The organism is Pantoea sp. nfd-35 (assembly GCF_056892255.1).
Window position 1 is genome coordinate 45,091 of sequence record NZ_CP122405.1, and the last position, 17,453, is coordinate 62,543.

Consider the following 17,453-nt stretch of genomic DNA (forward strand, 5'->3'; position numbering starts at 1 on the left):
TCGTTCTTTTAGGGTATTTCAGAGTCAAGCGCCACAGTAAGGTGGTATTTATGTTTTTTTAGATTGTTGTCTCATATCGCACTTGCTTTTTCTCGAGATGTTATAATGTGAGTTTAGGTCTGCCAAAAGAATGTGTGAAACCACTCAATCACATTAGACTCGTGCAGGTAAGCAATAAAAGTTATAACTTGAAATTTTAGGGCTGAAAACAGAAGGAGAGGTTTTGAATGGCTATTAGGAATCTTTATTCTAAAAGACAAAAGAAATTGCGTGGCGAAACAAGTGATGTTTACACATATGATGTAATCCACAGGCCGCTAAAAGTTCAGATTTTACGGATAATTAAAGACTCTATAGGAACGCCGTCGCAAGGTGGTTATATGTCCTATAGAACTGCAGCAGATAAAGTTTATGAGTATATTCATAACACCCTATCAAAAGAGTATGGTTTTTTTTCATTGGGTGACAATTACAGTAATGATTTAAAACCCCTCTCGGATTTTTTTCTGAATGAAAACGATGCAGAAAAATGTTTGGATTTTGTTGAGTTAAGCTTTCAGATGTTAGAAAACTATGTTGCTGGTCATCTGCATATGTTCCGTGAAATCACGTGTCAGAAACCTGATGAAGCTATAGCTGAGTTGAATGAGAGGTTTAGAGAGCATGGCGTTGGATATCAGTTTGAATCAGGTGAGATAATCCGAATTGATTCTCAGATAATTCATTCTGAAGTCGTGAAGCCAGCCCTGATTATATTAGGTGGTGAACCTTTGTTTAATGGAGCTAATGAAGAATTTCTTGCTGCTCATGAACATTATAGGCATAAGCGATATAAAGAGTGTTTGAATGATTGTCTCAAATCATTTGAAAGTTTAATGAAGGCTATTCATGTTAAAAGAAAATGGCCTTATAATCCGCATGATACAGCGTCGAAATTGATTACTAGCTGCTTAAGCCATGATTTAATTCCGAGCTATTTACAAAGCCAATTTACCAGTCTTAAAACTATGCTGGAGTCAGGAGTGCCTACAATAAGGAATAAAAATTCAGGTCATGGACAGGGAGTCGACGTCTTAAGTGTTCATGAAGATATGGCAAGCTATATGCTACATCTAACCGCAACTAATCTTTTATTTCTTGCAAGATGTGAAAAAACAACTGGATGAATAACTGAAACCTAAGTCGGCGAGAAAGCGCATCTTAGCCGACTCCTTAAAGTCTATTAGTAATCACTAATAACCGCTGTAATGATTTATAAGCGTGTTGACTTGTCCCAAGATAATCTCACCAAAAAGGTTACTATTTAACTTAATTTAGGTGTCACGTAATCCCCTCTTCCTCACGTGAACGCAATCCGAAGAACGCTGCTTAAGCCCTCTATCTTGACCCAGAACGGACCAGAAACAAGTCGCTTATTTTTTTCGACAGATACCCGAAGCCGGTATCATCACGAAATCGGGGCGAAACCGCCATTTACCATAGCTATCTTAAATTTCATGTAATCGAAAAACTCACTCAGGAAAAACGAAATGAAAAAAACGATCTTTGCTGTCGTGTTATCGGCCGTGCTGTCCCTCTCTGCCAGTGCGTCATATGCAGCTCCGTCCCTCGATGTCGGTTTCTCTCCGGAAGGCAGCGCACTAAAAGTGGTGCTGAAGACGCTCGACGAGGCCCACGACACTATCCGTCTGATGGGCTACAGCTTTACTTCGCCTGAGGTGGTGAAATCGCTGGTTGCGGCCAAAAAACGAGGTGTGGACGTCAGGGTAGTGGTTGATGACAAAGGAAACCGGAGTAAAGCCAGCCAGGCCGCAATGAACGTGGTAGTTAATGCCGGTATTCCGCTGCGCACCAACGGGCAGTACAAAATTATGCATGACAAGGTCATCATCACCGATGGCCAAAACGTCGAAACAGGCTCATTTAACTATACGCGCAGCGCCGCAGAATCGAACTCAGAGAATGCGCTGTTGATACGTGGCGTGCCGGCACTGGCGCAGACCTATCAGGCACACTGGCAGTCGCGCTGGGACGGTGGTACTGACTGGCATTCAGGCTACTGAGACAAGCCAACCTCTTCTTTTTCCTGCAATAGCGAACTGTGCGCCAACACTATACCCCCCCTGTAGAGGGGGGTCGCTGTAAAGAATGATCTGTAGTATGCTCTGCGGCATGATCCAAACCTGTGTCACGAGGGGGCCGGAATGCCGCAAGCTGCTAATACAGAATCGTCGTCACCGAAACGCCCATACCGTAAAGGTAATCCACTGAGTGTTGCAGAACGTCAGCAGTCTTCACTGGCCCGCAAAAAACAAACTCATCAGGAAGTAAGAGTGTTTTTACCCTCACACCTGAAAGACGAGTTGCGGACGATATGCGAAGCAGAAGGCGTGACGCAGACTGAATTGATCGAGAGACTGGTCAAAAAAGAAGTAGAAAGAAGCAGATAACGGAAAAGTAGCGACATCACTTTGTTGCCTGTACTAAAGCAGAGTGATAGATTACGGATCGTTTAAGAATTCTGGTTGGCCACGCCGCAAGGTGGCAAGAGACTGGTACTGAAGCACGACTGAAGGCCAGAAAAAAGAAAACCCCGATAATCTTCCTGAGTTTGGCGACACGGAGAAGACTAACGGGGCTCACTGAATCTGCATAGAAGCTGTTGCTCTATGCGGGGAGTATAGATTCATGCCCAGAAAACTGCAATACCTTCTGTGCTTACTCCTTCTGTGCAACATAAGCGCAGGAAGGCGTGGCTGAACAGGTCCTTGAAAACACATCAATTTACCGGCAGGTAAAAAATCCGAATCCGAAATTTATTCCGGCGAAAGGAAAAAAAACTCTGCCGTTCTGCGAAAAAATCCGCGAGAAAGCCGTGGGTTTCACCCAGCGTGTCGAATACCAGATGCTGGTTGCCATGTTAATCGCCCGGGGCGAACGTAAGCGCCGTCCACCTCTCTTACGTGTCAGGGGGCTGGAAGCTGCGCTTCAGGCACTGTGCTGGTATTACAATCCGCTGGCCAACCGTGTCGGCGCCTCGCTCACCACCATGTGCCGGCTTTGCGGTCTGGCCACTGAGTGTAAAAGGCTCTCTATCACCCGCTTCACTGGTGCCGTGCAGTTTATGGAGCAGATGGGGCTCCTCACCTACAACACCGAATACGACAAAGAAATAGGGTGCAACATCCCGACCGATATCACGTTTACCCCGCTGATGTGGGAGGTTCTGGATGTCTCTGAAGAAGCCGTTGCGGCCGCTCGCCGCAGCCGCGTCGAGTGGGAAAACCGGAAGCGTGAGAGGAAGGGGCTGCCGCGCGCCGATGCCGGCGAGCTCATCAGTGCAGCATGGTCATTCGTACGTGAAAAATTCCGCGAGACTGTGAGAGCTCACCGCGAGCACGGTCTCAAACGTCACCGCGCACTCAGAGATGCGCCACGCAGCCGTAAGGACATCGATCAGCTGGTCCGCCAGCAACTCCAGAAAGAAATCCGCGACGGGCGCTTTGTCGGTGGCCTGGACGCGGCGCGCAGAGAGATTGATCGCAGGGTGACGGAACGCATGAAATACTCGCGTGGCCACTACACTCGCCTTGGCGATGACCTGCTGGTGAAAACCTGATTTAACGCTGAGCTGCGTGCTTAGAAACTGGTGCTGACGTGCCGGTTTCCTGCTGCCTGAAATCTGGCCGGTCCGGACATCCTTCCCGGTCTTCACCCTCCTTCCTGTCATCCGGTTCGCGCCGGAGGATTCTGCACGTCTGAAGCCCCCCAAATCGTACAAAACGCAGTCAGTACCCGCCCGCACCGGTCGGGCAAGAACGTGGTCGGCGTCACAGATGTTATCGTTCTGGCCAGCCTCACGGCCGTGACGAAGCGAATTCTGTACTTATCCACATTAACCACAAGAGGGTATTTTCCGTAACCCTTAACCGAGATGCCACTTAACTTGTGTCCGAGCTTTTTACAAACCGCGATGATCCTTTTAAAAACCCGATCTTTTATCTTTTAAAAACCAGTAATACTTACCTTTAAATAAATAACCTGTTCATCAGCTGCCCTGTGGACAGCTTCAGAGAGCGAACGCCCTTGCAGCGGACTTACGTCCGCGCCGGTTCGCCATGGCCGCTTCGCGACCAGAGATAGCTCCCGCCTCTGGCGGGCAAAGAAAAGTAGTTACAACAAACTCCTGACCACTGTTATGAGTAAAAAGCGCTGTGCCTGATAGCCCATCGCCCCTCTCCACCCATGAAAAGCCGCCCCCGCCCCGGCCCAGAGGGCCGGAACTGGAGTGGCTTCAAATGGATGATGTAACTACTAGCTATTCCGCCGCTGTGAATGATGTCGCTGCAGGGTGCCGTGAACACGCCCGTAAGCGGCCCTGCCGGCCCGCTAACGCGGAGATACGCCCCGACTGCGGCTGGCGCCTTGTCGTGACCACTCCGACGGCGTACAGTGGCTTTCATGCGGCGGTGAGCGGATATTGCTTTGCAGGGAAGGGTTGGGTATAGGCAGAACCTATCAAACCGTAACCGGCTTCGCCGGGCTACCGGCGCCATGCGGCCACTTCACCCTGGCTGATATCAGCTGGCGCCTTCATGCACTGACGTGCATATTCGAGCTGACATGATAAATCGGTGATAATTTTTTTATTATGATCCAATATCGAAAATTTTATGAATCACTTATGTAAGAAGTTTTTTGCATACAAATCTTGTTCTATTCATATTTTTTTGATGGAATTTAATGAGTAATAACAGTTATAATATTACACTAATTTATATATTCTTAAAAAATGGATATTTATGGGCTCTCTCACAGTCATTGAATGTAAAAAAGCAAAAGATTTTTTAAACGAAATAACGCCATGGAACTCAAGGTTTGATTTGTCGCAATTTGTTTTTAGGGGCCACTCAAATGAAACGTATAAATTATTGCCTAATGCATTCAGGGACAAAGAGCATCTGAATTTAAACTCAATAGCCAGACTTCAATTAAATAAAAAATTTAAGTTTCAAAAAATTATAGAACATATAAATTTTGGCGATTTAGCAATTCAGCACGCCTCATTGGAATTTCATGTGCTAAGACGTTTTTACAGAAAAGCTAATGCAAATGGGTTATATGTTCCTCGATCAAAATTCATGAGCCATTCAATGGAGAGGAGTTATGTTAGTTTTGAAGCACTTATGAGGCTTTATACTTATAATAACTGGCTTGAAAGAGACTTACTGGAAATTGCCTCTATTGCGCAACACTATGGTCTCCCTACACGGTTAATTGACTGGAGCTATAACCCTTATACTGCAGCTTTTTTTGCATCAAATGGTAGACCTTCCAGAAGCAAAGGAAAAATTTGCTTATGGATGATGAATACTAATGTGCTTGCAGAAGTTTTTGACGCGACCAATTCTGATGTTAAGATTTATAATCCTCATTATCAATGGAACGATAATGCCAGATCTCAGTTTGGTCTGTTTACTCATAAGGTAACAACTTTTGATAAAGACTTCTTTTCCTTGAGAAAGGAATTTTTTTATGAATTTGATGAAACAGGAAAAGTACCAGACGATGAAAAGTTTGACAAAATGTTCACCGATTTCGAAACTTTTGATGATTCTGTTGACCGACTCGTTAACGATTACAACAAAAAAAGGAAAGAACCTATCAAAGACGATGTCCTTATTAAAATTACCTTACCAGATTCAGAAGTTAACGAGCTTAATACACAACTTAGAAAAATAAATATATCTGAAGGTTCAATTTACCCTGGATATTCTGGAGTAGTCAGTGATCTGATGAACGCCAACAGCTTGAGATAAAATATTTTTGTCATTAACAAGCAGATGCAAATCTATCTTTCTCTTATTCAAAGGAATTCAACAAAGTCATGAATCATTCCCTTTCCGCTTGGTTTACGGAAGATCATTGTCCCAACTGGACCTGTCCGTCATGTAAATCAACATCATTGGCTATTTTACCAGGATCTTTTAAACATCTGGCGATACCAGAATCAGTCGCGCGCTGGCAGACTGTTGAGGGAGAATGGGATGATATTGAGCTGGTATTTTGCTGTATGCTCCAGTGTGAACGTTCAGCATGTACTGCTGTAGTTGCCGTGAGTGGTAAGGGGGAGGTTATACCAAATGATGGTAGTGATGAGAGTGACACCGAGCCCTACACAGAGTATTTTCAGGCAAAGCTATTTACACCTATATTGCCAGCTTTTAACATCCCTGCCGCGTGCCCAGCCAGAGTCGCTGCACCTTTGATTCAGTCCTTCTCCCTGTTTCTGAATGCTCCCGCAGCAGCTGCAAATACAATACGCATTTCACTTGAGGAACTGATGAATGCGCTTGAGGTGCCATGTGAGCGCTCCCTTCATCACCGTATCTCGAAAATGCCTGACAGATACGGTGAACATAAAGAAGCTTTGATGGCCATCAAGTTACTTGGAAATGCTGGGAGTCATGTGTTAGATAGCGTCAGTACTTCAGACATTGAGCAGGCATATACCGTTATTGAGTTTGTTTTGCGTAAACTTTACGAGGGTTCGACTGAGTCTGTAAGGCAGTTGACTGAACGCATTGCAGCTCGTTTTGCACCCTGAGCTCCGGTTTTTTCAACTACAAAAATGATGATGCCTTGATCAATGCGATAAAGACTATTGAGCAACTGTGTTATCAAAGCGATGTACATGCCAATGCACTGGATCTGAGTACTAACCATGAGGGCGTGATTGTTTTTACCGGAAAATGGCGTTAAACAGTTTCTGCCTGGTAATGCTATTGGTGCATTTGGCTACCATATGCAACCGCAAAGCTTCCCAAAACAGGATGCGTTGGCCATTAAGAAAAAGTTAATTATAAATAATCAATGGGGGCTCAAATACAGCTTACATATGACGTGTGCTATATAATGGCCAGCGTAAGCATAGCGACCGGTTGATCACGATTCAGCCCAACGGTTTAGCCGTTTCATTTATGGAAGTGGATGATGGCAAAATTTTAGTCGTGACAACCAGACTTGGTTAATGCATCCAGAACCCGGCTTAAGGCCACAGAAGCAATGAGCCGGGTCACCTAAAAAACAGACTTATTTTTTTAGTGAATATTCCCGCTGTCAGTGCCCGGATATTCCTGTCGATGCTGAGAAGTCATCAGTCCTTTTATAAAGCCCAGTAAAAGGTACATCAGGCAGCCTGCAATGATTGAATTCAGCGCCGGCACGCCGTACGTCACGTAATACCCTGCTACCGCGCCCACCAGGCTGGCGATGATGGCATTCCAGCCGAAGTTCTTCGTCTGCGCTTCGTCGGGTAACGCGTTCCTGCCCCGGCTCTCGTCCAGTACCTTCCTGTCGCTTTTCAGGATGAAATAATCAACCATCATGACGCCGATGACCGGCGGGAACAGGACACCCAGGAGGTTCAGGAAGTCGACAAACCGGTCAAGAATGCCCATTACCGACATCGTGGTACCGGCGATGCCGATGAAAAGCGTGATCACCACGTACGGGATTTTCTTACCCGTAAACGCTTCGATCGCGTTGGCCACGCCAAGTGAGGACGAATACAGGTTGATGTCGTTAATTCTCATCGTCGAAAACACCACGACGACCAGCCCAATGCCGCCGGTGACCTGTCCCATGATGGTCACCACGTCCGCGGTATTCAGTATCACGGAAATGATCACAGCCAGCCCGTTGATGACGTATTCTCCCGCAAAGATGGTCAGGACCGTCATGAGCATGACCTGCCGGCCGTTGCTGTAATAGCGTGTCAGGTCTGGCGTTATCAGGCTGGCCACGATACTGCCTCCCACCACAAGCGTAATGGCGTCGCTGATGGAGAGGCCTTTGCCTGCTTCAGACAGTGCCGAAAGCGCACCCATGTCCTGACCTTTCAGCAGAACGGTAGAGATGTACAGAACGCTGATGGCGAATGCCGGGACCGCTATGCGGGCGGCAAAGCGCAGCGCCCTGAAACCGAAAGCCACGATAAGCGTCAGGGTAAGGCCTGAAAGCGCAGCGGCCCAGTGAAATCCGAGTTTCTGGCCGAGGGCGTGATCCAGCGAATCAGCAAAGACGGAATTCTGTATGCCAAACCATCCCAGGAGACTGACGGCGATAAGCAGACTGACCAGCACTGAACCGCCCCGGCCAAAACCGCACCAGCGGGCCAGCAGGCTGCCGGAGATGCCTTCCCGCATGCCGGCGTAACCCAGCCCGAACGTTGCGACAAAGAAAATCAGGCTGCCGGCGGTGATGGCCATGAAGGCGTGTGCATAGCTCATCGAGTGGCCAAGGGTGGCACCCAGCATGAACTGGTCCAGCGCAGTCAGCATCCCCATGTGCACCAGTGCCACGCCCCAGAACGGCAGACGGGCGGCGGCCGGAACCCTTTCAACGGAATAATTTTCGTGCAAGCTCATAATTGCTCCGGTCAGATAAATTTTATGCCTTTATTAATGGCAAATTCAGGAATGTAATTCTGCAGGTTTTTATGTGAGCAGAATTCATAGAGCGCAGATACTGAATTAACCCCTGTCTTTCTGTATATATTCTGCATTTTGTTATTGATGGTCTTCGCGGATAATCCCAGATGGCTGGCGACCTCTTTCTGACTCAGGTTTTTCATCAGATAAAAAATCATATCCATTTCCGAACGTGTGAAGACAGACTGGTCGGACGCTGTATGCAGGACGCCTGGTTTTTTATCACTGATACACACGTAAGGAGAAAGCACCCTTATTTTCCTGGCATTCCAGAGCGTCCCCATACAGACCCCGTTCGCATCCCTGAAGGGTATTTTCTCACTGATATAAGGATGGAGTTCTTTTCGGCCAAACCAGAAATCGGTCTCTATTACGCTGACGCCTTTTCCTTCTGATTCAGCCTGTCTGTCATGCTCAATAAATCCCTCAGCCTGCTCCGCCCACGTCGCGGGAAATTCGCAGTCAAGTTTGCCCTCGAGATCAAAAGCCGCCGGTGTGCACGTATACAACCGGGCAGCTTTGTTCATGAAAAGATGTCTGGACTGGCAGTCTTTGATTCCCCATGGTTCATGCAGGTTTTCGATCATTCTGATCATGATGGAAAGTGTGTTCGTGCAGACTCTTTGATACCGCATACATACCTCTGCTTTCGCAGGTATGCTACGTAAATTCTTTTGCCAGGTAGTGACGCCTGAACTTATGTGCATAGCCTGGGAGTGAGCCGTACTCTTTGTAACCGAGCTTTTCATAGAACGACCTGGCCTGAAAATCGAACGTGTCCACTGTCGCCATGTGGCACTTCCGGTTTCGGCCTCTGCTTCAGCAGCTGACATCAACTCTTTTCCATATCCCTTACCCCTGATACGTTCAGCGATCCATAAATACTGAATTTCAAGAGTTCCCCACCAGGTCTGAGCGATCAGACCTCCAGCGACGTTGCCATCATCGTCTGAGCAGTAAAGCAGAAACGGTTCGATTTCAACGGGATGGAATGTGGCGTTGTGACTCCAGAGTCCATCAGTAATAACGTTTTTTTCCTGGTGGGAAGGATTGGTAATAAGTGTGATATTCAAAGTACGTTCCTTGCGGCTTGCAGATGTATAAAGCAGATTACTCTCTTCGGAATAAGAATGCTTATACACAAGTCATTGCACCTGTCAATGGGGTGAATAACCCCATTTACTCCGTTCCGGTTTGGTGTATCCTGCGTAAATGTAACAACAGACCGGAAGATGCTTAATTCCCTTTTATTTTCGGAGAGGTTATATAAATATAAAACAGACTGCAAGAAATTTAAAAGTGGTATTAATTTTGTATTATTTCAGGTGCATTGTGGGTGTAAATTACTGCATCCAGTGATGTGATTTGTTACAGAATATAAACAACACCAGGGATCCTGTTTATTTTTTTCCCGTTTATGTTCGCGAAGACCGAAAAAAAACCAATGCCCGTATTTGTTTCAAAAAAAATTATAACGATATTCCATAATAAAACTTAGACGCCTAACTATTTGGTGAGTGATTTTGAAACTCACCGTTCTTTTTTTAGTTTCAAATCAGGAAGAGTTAATCAGTTACATGATTTATGAACTCTGGGAAACGTATCGCTGTTAATTTGCCCAGGAGGTCACTATGGCTGCTGACGAATACAAAAATTATGAATCGCTGACGAAGTTTTTCCCTGAGCTGACGGTGCTGCAGGCCACTCAGGTTTGCATGCTTGTCTTCGGCCACATCACGATAAAGGATCTCGCTGATTACCGGGGAGTGTCTGAAGATACGGTCAAAGAAGCCATGAGTTCTGTTCAGAAAAAACTGGGTGTGAACTCCATGAAGATGCTGAGGCCGTTTGTCACCAGCCGAGTCCTGCTGAAGCTTTCCCTGACTGTCCCCGACGAAAAACCGCATGTGTAATCCTACCGGCCGTTCAGGCCATCATCTTAACCTCTCCTGATGCCTCTGCCTGTTTAGGCGGTATACTGTGCTCAGGAGGTGTTACCATGTCACATAATATCGCAGCGAAAGACAGGCTGGAGCGGGATAAAATCAATGTGGACCTGGCCGCGTCAGGTGTCGCTTACAGAGAACGACTCAACCTGCCTGTCATTCCTGCCCAGGTAGAACATCAGCAGCCTGAAGAACTGAGAGACTATTTCAGGGAGCGACTGGCGTATTACCGTAATCTTTCTCTGAAGCTCCCGAGCGGAAACGATCCTGTTTATCACAAAGAGCCAAAAGATTAATCTGTTTATTCAGGATTCCGTTCCTGCCTGTTTTCTTTCAGCCCCGGAGAGATGAAAAATGGATGCAGCCCTTCTTTCGATGATGCGCTCAGGCGGCCGGAATCAGGCCTGGGCAGAAACAATGGTTAACCTTGAAGCCAGGAAGCTGGCTGACACTGCAAATTATGTTGCGGCCAGCCACCTGAAACACGGGCTGTCACGTATTCAGTTCGTGCAGGAAATCAGAGACGTTATCGAGGCTCAGTTTTCGGCGGCACGTCAGGCAAAAACCGATGAAGAATGCATGGCCTGTGTCAAAAATCTTCGGGCAGAGAACGACAGCCTTCTGTATCAGGCCAGAATGCTGCGCACTCAGGCCGCGAAGCTTTATGCAAAAGTGGAGTTTATCAGAGAGAATAACAGGATCGTGGGTTATGCCGTGTCTGCCGTCAATCTGGTACTGAACGGCCTGACGGTTTACGGCGGCTTTGTTCTGCTGGCCACGATGACACCTGTTGCTGTTGTGGCCGGCGCGATCATCATGATTGACGGGTTTAACAGCATATCTAAAGAGATTATTAACCATACTTCCTACGGCCCTTCCGAGGGCATCATCGCCGATGCCTCAACCGAAATAGCCAGCTTTATGGGATTCAGACCCGAGTACGGCCTGGCGGCCTATAATGGCGTTTCACTGACGGCCAATATTTACGGCCTGGTGGGACTGACGAGGAAGCCGGAATCCTGGCGGCTTTTTCGCTGGTTAAGAAGTGATTTCAGAAACAAGCTGGAGTCAATGAGCCGGCCAAAACTGGCGCTTAAAATTGTCAGCTACGGGGTCAGAGGCAAAGTTGTTGTTGATCTCGTTGAAACAGCCAGGTCACAGGATAATTAAGGACGGTCAGCTCTCCGGTGACGCCAGCATTTCCAGGCAAGCGTTACGGGCTGGGCGGAGATCACTATCGCAATCACGATCAAAAATGACACGCCACCCACAATAATCTTGACGGGGGAGCTGAATATCAGCAGGGCAGCCATTACCAGTACGCTGAACGTGATGACCCATGTCAGGGCCCGGAAGCGGTTTGCAAGGCTCTCTACCGCCTCCTCCAGCGTGCCCCCGTGTAACGACACGTTGTGTTTTATTCTGCTTAAATCTGCCTGGCTGATACCTGATTTCAGCAGTGCTTCATCGCTGACATTCATTTCCTGAATCCTGATACTGGTCTGTTTGATGATGTATATAACAGATTATGAAGCCGTCAGTAACCCGGTAAACCTTGTAGGTGACTCCGGAGTATTTTCCGGGCTGAATGTAATGAATCTTATACCCGTTCTTCATCAGGACGCTGATGGCGTCGCTCAGCTCACGGCTTTTTCCCTGCCGGTAGTCCGTTCCTGCCCTGGACGGACTATCGGCGGCGGTCTTCAGGCTTAAAATCACGTCGCTGTAGTAGGCCCGGAGGCTCTCTTCCATAATGCTGCCTGACTCCAGTTTCAGGGCGCTGACGTCGCAGACGTTGCGCAGCTCCTCCGGCAGGTGAAGCTCGATAAAGTCCCGGGCCGTATCGGTATGCGTCAGGAAAGCCTTGAAGGCCTCATCGTAGGGTACCGGTGTTGGCTTTTTGATATGAATTTTCTCATACCGTGCTGCCGTCAGGAGCGTCGCGGACCTCCTCGAGTATGTAGCGCAGGTCTGAGGCATCCGCAGTCCAGCTGTCAGGCAGATTTCCCTGGAGCAGCTGCGGTAGCCAGTCGGTAAACGATAGCGCCGAATTCCGGGTGAAATAGGAGGGGTGATGCAGGCCGGTATTCTCGCTGCTCTCTTTGCGCTCGCAGCTGTCGGTCTTCAGTTGGATGCGGCGGGCCTTAAGAAACTTAAGGAACCGCTTCAGATTCCCCATGCCTCCGCCGCCCATGCCGTCCTGTACGCAGAATCGCCCCCCCATATGACCCGCTGACCATCTGGCTGCACTGCGGTCATGGCGGATGCACAACAGATTTCCGTCACCGAAGCGGATGAGGTAAAAACGATAGTCTCCGGGGCCTTCCGGGCAAAAAAACTGTTCGTAGTCTGCCGGATTCCCGATGTCTGTTACTGAGAACGGGTCTGTTCGTCCCTCCATCAGCCAGTCCCGGCTGCAGCCAGTGAATGCTGCAATACGTTCTGCTGCCTCGAAAGGAAGCGGCTCCAGCCCGTCCATCCAGTCAAATACTCGTGCAGGCGAGTCCTCACCTAAGTGTTGGGCCAATTGTACTGTTGTACCAGGGCCCCTGAATTGCCAGAAGTCATCCGCATGAAGCTGCGCGACGAGCTGGCGCAGGCGGCGAGCAGTTTCCTGCTGCCACTGCTGACGAAGGGTAAGGGTTTTAGTGCCTGTGGCCGGGTACGCAGCTGCCAGCGCCTGCCGAACCTCACCCTCTAGAGAACGGTCGTTACGTGCTGCAGCGGCTGCAACGCGTCCATAAAGGTCGTCGGGAATATTTCGGGCCTGCAGCTTTTGCATGTATTTGTCTCTTTATGTGGTCATGAAATGACAATTGTACTCAATAAGATTCTTTTTGGGTACAATTGTTTCATTAATACCCCCATGTGGTTGTTTGTTATGATTTTACTCCCCTGCTTTATCGATGAATATTGGTTAAATGACCACCTCACCTTATCTGTTGATGCGTCAGGGACATACAGGTTTAACAGTTAACTTCAGTGCTTTTATAAGGAGATTACGATGGGCTTCATACTTGACTGCTCCGGACGGGACTCGGCACTTATCACCCTTAGTCAAGGTTATGGTTGCACGGTTTCAGAACTGGAAAAGGTGCTGCTTGGCATTGACCTTGAAGAAGTCTTTAAAGCGGATCCATATATTCCGATTTCGGCAAACCAGCTCCTTTTCGAGCACACCGGCAGCCTGCTTGGCGAGCCTGATCAAGTGACTTCAGCTGTATGGTTTCACGGCACCCGTACTGCAGCTAATAATCAGTTTCTGGAAGGTATTCTTCCTCTCAACGTCGCATTTCCAGCTGTTATCAGTATGCTGGCAGATGTTGCGCCCAGTATCCAGGTAGGCAGGCGGCTCAGCGACTGGGCAAAAAGTGGAGTGCCTGACAGGATGTTTATGGAGCGCCACGGAAGCTCCCTTCACTGGGGGCCTTATGCATCTCTTGTCAGAGAGGTCCAGCTGAATAATGAGGGGACAAGACACCATAATTATTCGGCGATGCCTGAGCTGGTTGAAGACGTTTGTAATGCCTATCTTGACCTGTATGATACCGACCTTAAGCCGCATTATTCTGCCGTTCTTAAGCCAAGATTGATATGGTTCACCGCGCCGCCTAATAGCCCTCAGCGATGCATTGAGGCGGCTCTCGCTTATGCATATATGGCAGTACGTCATCTGCCTCCTGACAGTTGTTCAAACTGGGGAATCGACCGGGACGGGATTGCTGTTCCATTTGAGGACATCATACGTATTGAAGATGTTTTGTGATATTCATTTAATATTAAATTGATATTAATTAAATTGTTGAATGGGGTGAATAACCCCCCCTCTCTGCCTAACGGGTTATTGAATTAAATTTAAAAAATTACACGGAACCACTACAAAAAACTCAGGCTTGGCAACATACGCCGATCTATATCCACGTCAGATAGCCCCTTGCTCTGAAAGAGCTTAATAAAATGAATGAGGCATCCCTCTGCGTCTCAGAAAATCAGCATTTGATACCAGAGGGTCGGGTAAACGGATGTGTGGGCTGGTGAGGCAGCATCCGCTCAGCCGACGACGATTCCCGATTTCAGGCCTCAGTATTACTCTTGATCGGCAAATTCAAAGTTTGGACGCATCGAGAACCGCCACAGAGGCAGGCCATCTCCTTAGTAGTCATCAGGGATGTTTACCGTGAACAGCCTGTCATTCTGCCGGGGGGCGACTGACTTTACTTGACTGTCGAGCACTGTCTGCTCATTAAAGGCCGCGGTGACCAGCGAGCTTAGCGTGCCAATAAAGTCTAAACCCTGCTCCTTTTTTCATTATCTTTTCCCCGACCAGGCATGCAGCAAAAAAAGGAGTGGGGTTTTTTCGAGGCGGCGATCGTTAAATTTGAACATTATGAATAAAAGTATGCTCTGTTGATATATGGGCATCAGAAGGGGCGTTCTGGTTCTGACTGTGAGATGTACATCTGCATCCCCTGCACAAAATCTGTGATGTCCTGCATTGCTTTACCGACCAGTTCAGCCGTAAAGGTATGCTCATTGCCCTCTTTATCAAAACCATTACGGTGAACGATGTCGTGCCGCAGGTGGGCTATTTTCACTACATCACCAGTTTTCTCTTTGATATATTCCGGATGATCAGTTCCAAGCGTGAACCTGTATATCGTCAGCACGTCTTCAATTTTGTGATAGAGATATTCCGTCAGTACTTTCATAACAAAACCGGTGACAAAGCCTGGATTTTTATGAATATCTATGAGATCGATTCTGACAGCCTTGAAGCTTTTTATTTGAGACAGCGCGTTGCTCATAAATTCGGGTTCACTGAGTACGGCATTCTTGAGCATATCAGCCAGGCAGGTTTCCATTAGTGTTACAGCGTAAGCAAAGTTCATTTTCAGCGAAAGCGGCGTGGGTTGATGATTTAGATTATTTTTCAGCTCGGCCATCTGGCCGCTGAAAACGGCAAACGCGCCCTTGCCTTTTGTCAGACGGTCGATCTCACCAACCGCTTCTGTCTCATCTCCTTCATCAAATCTTAAATAGGTCTGACCGTATTCATCAACATACGGATCATTCATATGAAGAAGATATAAGAGAGCGTGTTTGACTGACTCATCTTTGACACCTTCTGCGTGCTGCATCAACACGTTATGATTAATTAGTGATTCATAAACATCTTTCATCTTACTCACTGGCTGTCCTTTTTTAAATTTTCATATAAGATAAATTGTCGTCGTGAAATGCTGTCCTTTATTTTCCTTCTTTATATACAGGGTGAAGGAGACTTATTTCTGTTTGGTCCGTGTCATATCTCACGCCTTTTACTTTATGAAACACGATCATGTCTGCACACAACTCCAGCGATGGATTAAGCTTGTCAGAGAAGAAAGAAAAGGAGTATTTGCTTTTTTTCATCCCTTCCAGCGGCTGCAGAGTCGGGAAGAAAATCCATTCGTTATCTTGTACGTTTTCATATAGTTCAACAAGATAGTAACGGCTGTTGGGTTCTGCCCCCGTGATCTTCGCTGATTTGCTGAACAACACCACATTCTGATGCGTTGTTTCCTCCCGATTATTTCTCGGGAGCTGCGTTGAATTAAAACTAATACCGTCAAGTTTGTGGTCTTCTGACTGGGCGAGATATTCTGCCACGGCCTGCGTGATGAGATATTCATTCTCCGGGTTCTTTCCACTTGCCGGAAGTGTCAGTTTTCTCGACAGGGTTCGCATAAAGTCAGCCTTATCGTTGAGCGCGGTTAGCTCTTCGTCAAATATGCTTCCCTTGCTCTGTCGCAGAGTGCTCAGCGCAGAAATGTCAAGAATGCGCATTTCCCTCAGCGTCCTGAACGGCACCACCACAACATAACTTCCGACCACTGGCCTGACCTCCGCAACCGTTATATCCGGGGAGGTTGATCCGTAAAAAACCGGTATGCCGTACGCATTCATCCGGCCCGATATGGCGAGTTCGTGAGGCGGCGGCCCGAAATAGCGCTCAGGATGCTCCAGTGCTTTTTCAACATCTTCTTCATTCTCAAATTTCCTTGCCCGGTAGAATGTCATGCCGATGCCGGTCGTATTAATTGTGCTCTGACTGTTCTTTGTCTGAAGTTTCTCGATGTCACAGAACAACCCGTCCAGGAAACTTTTAACAAGTTCGTTAAAATACCTTGATTCACTCTTTAATGACTCCTCCATTTTTTCCCAGGCAAGCCCAAGAGATTGAGAGGAACGCTTCAATTTTATATAGTGTATACTGTCGTCATAAAAACTATCCATCGCATCGTAGTCGTAATTCTCATCTTCAAGAATGGTAAAAAGGTCATGTGCGGGTTGTTCATCAATATGCATTTCATTTTGTATAATATCTATTGCAGTTTCGCCAGATTCATAATGGTTTTCCCCTTCTTCATTTATTCCATAATGCTCCATAAACATTTTGTGAACCTTGGGGCTTAACTGTGCAAGAGGCACGTTCTTTTTTCTTCTGCTGCAATAGCTGCACTTTCGGTTAGCTTTTCCCGTGTTCAGAATAAGCTGGCTGATGTATTTTTCGCCAACACAGGCGTAACAGATATATTTATCTTCGTTCATTATCATCCCGATAGCAGAGTCGTTAACCGGAGTTGAAGGGGCCTTAACAGAGTATCATCTGTTAAAGACTTTGAAAGCAGTCGACGGCAAATCCTTATCTGCACATGATCTCGTTTCTTCTGTCACCACCAGGCATCCAGCGTAGAGTGCCTGGTATGGCCCTGCCCCCGCAGTTTTGGTCGATGAGAAAGGATAAAGTTAATCACGTCATAGGGATAGCAATTCCGCAACCGTGCCAATGCCCGAAGCAGTGCCCTGTGCACTGACAGGCGTACCAGGTTATATTCCGTATAAAGGAAAAAAGATCGATTTTCCTTCACCCGACTCGATTTTTTTGCGAGCAGGAAGAACGCTGATAATGTAAAAGCACCGCCTGTATAACCCTTGTCGGCTCGGGTGCTGAATAAAAAAGGTGATTAAGAGA

General features: G+C 47.3%; 17 protein-coding genes and 2 pseudogenes. 11 read left to right on the forward strand and 8 right to left on the reverse strand.

The window, feature by feature from the left end; translation table 11 throughout:
* The first annotated feature begins 227 nt into the window (after positions 1-227).
* From P9J57_RS22105 to P9J57_RS22135, 7 genes are all read left to right on the forward strand, one after another.
* Positions 228-1,166, forward strand: coding sequence for an STM4504/CBY_0614 family protein (locus P9J57_RS22105; protein ID WP_483279564.1), 939 nt, complete (start codon positions 228-230; stop codon positions 1,164-1,166).
* 363 nt (positions 1,167-1,529) lie between these two features.
* The gene (locus tag P9J57_RS22110) at positions 1,530-2,063 is read left to right on the forward strand and encodes a phospholipase D family nuclease (RefSeq protein WP_483279565.1); all 534 of its coding nucleotides are present in this window, start codon (positions 1,530-1,532) and stop codon (positions 2,061-2,063) included.
* 141 nt (positions 2,064-2,204) lie between these two features.
* On the forward strand, positions 2,205-2,450 hold the full coding sequence (gene repA, locus P9J57_RS22115) for a replication regulatory protein RepA (RefSeq protein WP_029571138.1): 246 nt from the start codon (positions 2,205-2,207) through the stop codon (positions 2,448-2,450).
* 238 nt (positions 2,451-2,688) lie between these two features.
* Complete coding sequence (gene tap / locus P9J57_RS22120) at positions 2,689-2,760, forward strand: RepA leader peptide Tap (protein ID WP_072005116.1); 72 nt, start codon at positions 2,689-2,691, stop codon at positions 2,758-2,760.
* Complete coding sequence (gene repA, locus P9J57_RS22125; protein WP_483279566.1) at positions 2,753-3,619, forward strand: plasmid replication initiator RepA; 867 nt, start codon at positions 2,753-2,755, stop codon at positions 3,617-3,619. The genes tap and repA (P9J57_RS22125) overlap by 8 nt, the downstream gene beginning before the upstream one ends.
* A gap of 1,183 nt (positions 3,620-4,802) precedes the next feature.
* Positions 4,803-5,819 carry an FRG domain-containing protein gene (locus tag P9J57_RS22130; protein WP_483279567.1) on the forward strand — a complete coding sequence of 339 codons (1,017 nt, stop codon included), beginning with the start codon at positions 4,803-4,805 and terminating at the stop codon, positions 5,817-5,819.
* Positions 5,820-5,887: 68 nt separating this feature from the next.
* Positions 5,888-6,607: a DUF4145 domain-containing protein gene (locus P9J57_RS22135; protein WP_483279568.1), complete on the forward strand. Its 720-nt coding sequence runs from the start codon at positions 5,888-5,890 to the stop codon at positions 6,605-6,607.
* A gap of 493 nt (positions 6,608-7,100) precedes the next feature.
* On the opposite strand, the gene P9J57_RS22140 is transcribed toward P9J57_RS22135, so the two are convergent.
* The 3 genes and pseudogenes from P9J57_RS22140 to P9J57_RS22150 all read right to left on the reverse strand — a co-directional run bounded on the left by P9J57_RS22140 (position 7,101) and on the right by P9J57_RS22150 (position 9,565).
* Complete coding sequence (locus P9J57_RS22140; protein WP_483279569.1) at positions 7,101-8,429, reverse strand: cytosine permease; 1,329 nt, start codon at positions 8,427-8,429, stop codon at positions 7,101-7,103.
* 11 nt (positions 8,430-8,440) lie between these two features.
* A complete protein-coding gene (locus P9J57_RS22145) occupies positions 8,441-9,241 on the reverse strand; it encodes a helix-turn-helix transcriptional regulator (RefSeq protein WP_483279570.1) in 801 nt (266 codons plus the stop codon).
* Positions 9,153-9,565 (reverse strand): annotated as a pseudogene (locus P9J57_RS22150) (GNAT family N-acetyltransferase). The gene P9J57_RS22145 and the pseudogene P9J57_RS22150 overlap by 89 nt, the downstream one beginning before the upstream one ends.
* Positions 9,566-10,123: 558 nt before the next feature.
* On the opposite strand from P9J57_RS22150, the gene P9J57_RS22155 reads away from it, so the two are divergent.
* The 3 genes from P9J57_RS22155 (at position 10,124) to P9J57_RS22165 (ending at position 11,608) form a co-directional block, all read left to right on the forward strand.
* Entirely contained in the window at positions 10,124-10,405 is a 282-nt protein-coding gene (locus tag P9J57_RS22155; RefSeq protein WP_483279571.1) for a helix-turn-helix transcriptional regulator, read from the forward strand.
* 86 nt (positions 10,406-10,491) lie between these two features.
* Entirely contained in the window at positions 10,492-10,734 is a 243-nt protein-coding gene (locus P9J57_RS22160; protein WP_483279572.1) for a DNA polymerase III subunit theta, read from the forward strand.
* 58 nt (positions 10,735-10,792) lie between these two features.
* Positions 10,793-11,608 (forward strand): DUF4225 domain-containing protein, encoded by an 816-nt coding sequence (locus tag P9J57_RS22165; RefSeq protein WP_483279573.1) that lies wholly within the window; start codon positions 10,793-10,795, stop codon positions 11,606-11,608.
* On the opposite strand, the gene P9J57_RS22170 is transcribed toward P9J57_RS22165, so the two are convergent.
* From P9J57_RS22170 to P9J57_RS22180, 3 genes and pseudogenes are all read right to left on the reverse strand, one after another.
* On the reverse strand, positions 11,605-11,919 hold the full coding sequence (locus P9J57_RS22170) for a hypothetical protein (RefSeq protein WP_483279574.1): 315 nt from the start codon (positions 11,917-11,919) through the stop codon (positions 11,605-11,607). The two genes, P9J57_RS22165 and P9J57_RS22170, sit on opposite strands and share 4 nt — an antisense overlap.
* Positions 11,920-12,136: 217 nt before the next feature.
* Positions 12,137-12,343 (reverse strand): annotated as a pseudogene (locus P9J57_RS22175) (Rpn family recombination-promoting nuclease/putative transposase); the annotation flags it as partial.
* A 10-nt stretch (positions 12,344-12,353) separates the two neighbouring features.
* On the reverse strand, positions 12,354-13,220 hold the full coding sequence (locus P9J57_RS22180; protein WP_483279575.1) for a FitA-like ribbon-helix-helix domain-containing protein: 867 nt from the start codon (positions 13,218-13,220) through the stop codon (positions 12,354-12,356).
* Between the two features lie 222 nt (positions 13,221-13,442).
* Between P9J57_RS22180 and P9J57_RS22185 the strand changes: the two genes are divergently transcribed.
* Positions 13,443-14,204, forward strand: a complete 762-nt coding sequence (locus tag P9J57_RS22185; RefSeq protein ID WP_483279576.1) for a hypothetical protein — start codon at positions 13,443-13,445, stop codon at positions 14,202-14,204.
* Positions 14,205-14,859: 655 nt separating this feature from the next.
* Here P9J57_RS22185 and P9J57_RS22190 read toward each other — a convergent pair.
* Complete coding sequence (locus P9J57_RS22190) at positions 14,860-15,627, reverse strand: hypothetical protein (RefSeq protein WP_483279577.1); 768 nt, start codon at positions 15,625-15,627, stop codon at positions 14,860-14,862.
* A gap of 58 nt (positions 15,628-15,685) precedes the next feature.
* Positions 15,686-17,029, reverse strand: coding sequence for an RES family NAD+ phosphorylase (locus P9J57_RS22195; RefSeq protein ID WP_483279578.1), 1,344 nt, complete (start codon positions 17,027-17,029; stop codon positions 15,686-15,688).
* Positions 17,030-17,453: the final 424 nt, after the last annotated feature.

What these genes read in the sequence shown, in the direction of transcription:
- P9J57_RS22105 (WP_483279564.1), top strand. Translation starts at nt 228, where the DNA reads ATGGCTATTAGGAATCTTTATTCTAAAAGACAAAAGAAATTGCGTGGC.
- P9J57_RS22110 (WP_483279565.1), top strand. Translation starts at nt 1,530, where the DNA reads ATGAAAAAAACGATCTTTGCTGTCGTGTTATCGGCCGTGCTGTCCCTC.
- repA (WP_029571138.1), top strand. Translation starts at nt 2,205, where the DNA reads ATGCCGCAAGCTGCTAATACAGAATCGTCGTCACCGAAACGCCCATAC.
- P9J57_RS22130 (WP_483279567.1), top strand. Translation starts at nt 4,803, where the DNA reads ATGGGCTCTCTCACAGTCATTGAATGTAAAAAAGCAAAAGATTTTTTA.
- P9J57_RS22135 (WP_483279568.1), top strand. Translation starts at nt 5,888, where the DNA reads ATGAATCATTCCCTTTCCGCTTGGTTTACGGAAGATCATTGTCCCAAC.
- P9J57_RS22140 (WP_483279569.1), bottom strand. Translation starts at nt 8,429, where the DNA reads ATGAGCTTGCACGAAAATTATTCCGTTGAAAGGGTTCCGGCCGCCGCC.
- P9J57_RS22145 (WP_483279570.1), bottom strand. Translation starts at nt 9,241, where the DNA reads ATGAAAAGCTCGGTTACAAAGAGTACGGCTCACTCCCAGGCTATGCAC.
- P9J57_RS22155 (WP_483279571.1), top strand. Translation starts at nt 10,124, where the DNA reads ATGGCTGCTGACGAATACAAAAATTATGAATCGCTGACGAAGTTTTTC.
- P9J57_RS22160 (WP_483279572.1), top strand. Translation starts at nt 10,492, where the DNA reads ATGTCACATAATATCGCAGCGAAAGACAGGCTGGAGCGGGATAAAATC.
- P9J57_RS22165 (WP_483279573.1), top strand. Translation starts at nt 10,793, where the DNA reads ATGGATGCAGCCCTTCTTTCGATGATGCGCTCAGGCGGCCGGAATCAG.
- P9J57_RS22170 (WP_483279574.1), bottom strand. Translation starts at nt 11,919, where the DNA reads ATGAATGTCAGCGATGAAGCACTGCTGAAATCAGGTATCAGCCAGGCA.
- P9J57_RS22180 (WP_483279575.1), bottom strand. Translation starts at nt 13,220, where the DNA reads ATGCAAAAGCTGCAGGCCCGAAATATTCCCGACGACCTTTATGGACGC.
- P9J57_RS22185 (WP_483279576.1), top strand. Translation starts at nt 13,443, where the DNA reads ATGGGCTTCATACTTGACTGCTCCGGACGGGACTCGGCACTTATCACC.
- P9J57_RS22195 (WP_483279578.1), bottom strand. Translation starts at nt 17,029, where the DNA reads ATGAACGAAGATAAATATATCTGTTACGCCTGTGTTGGCGAAAAATAC.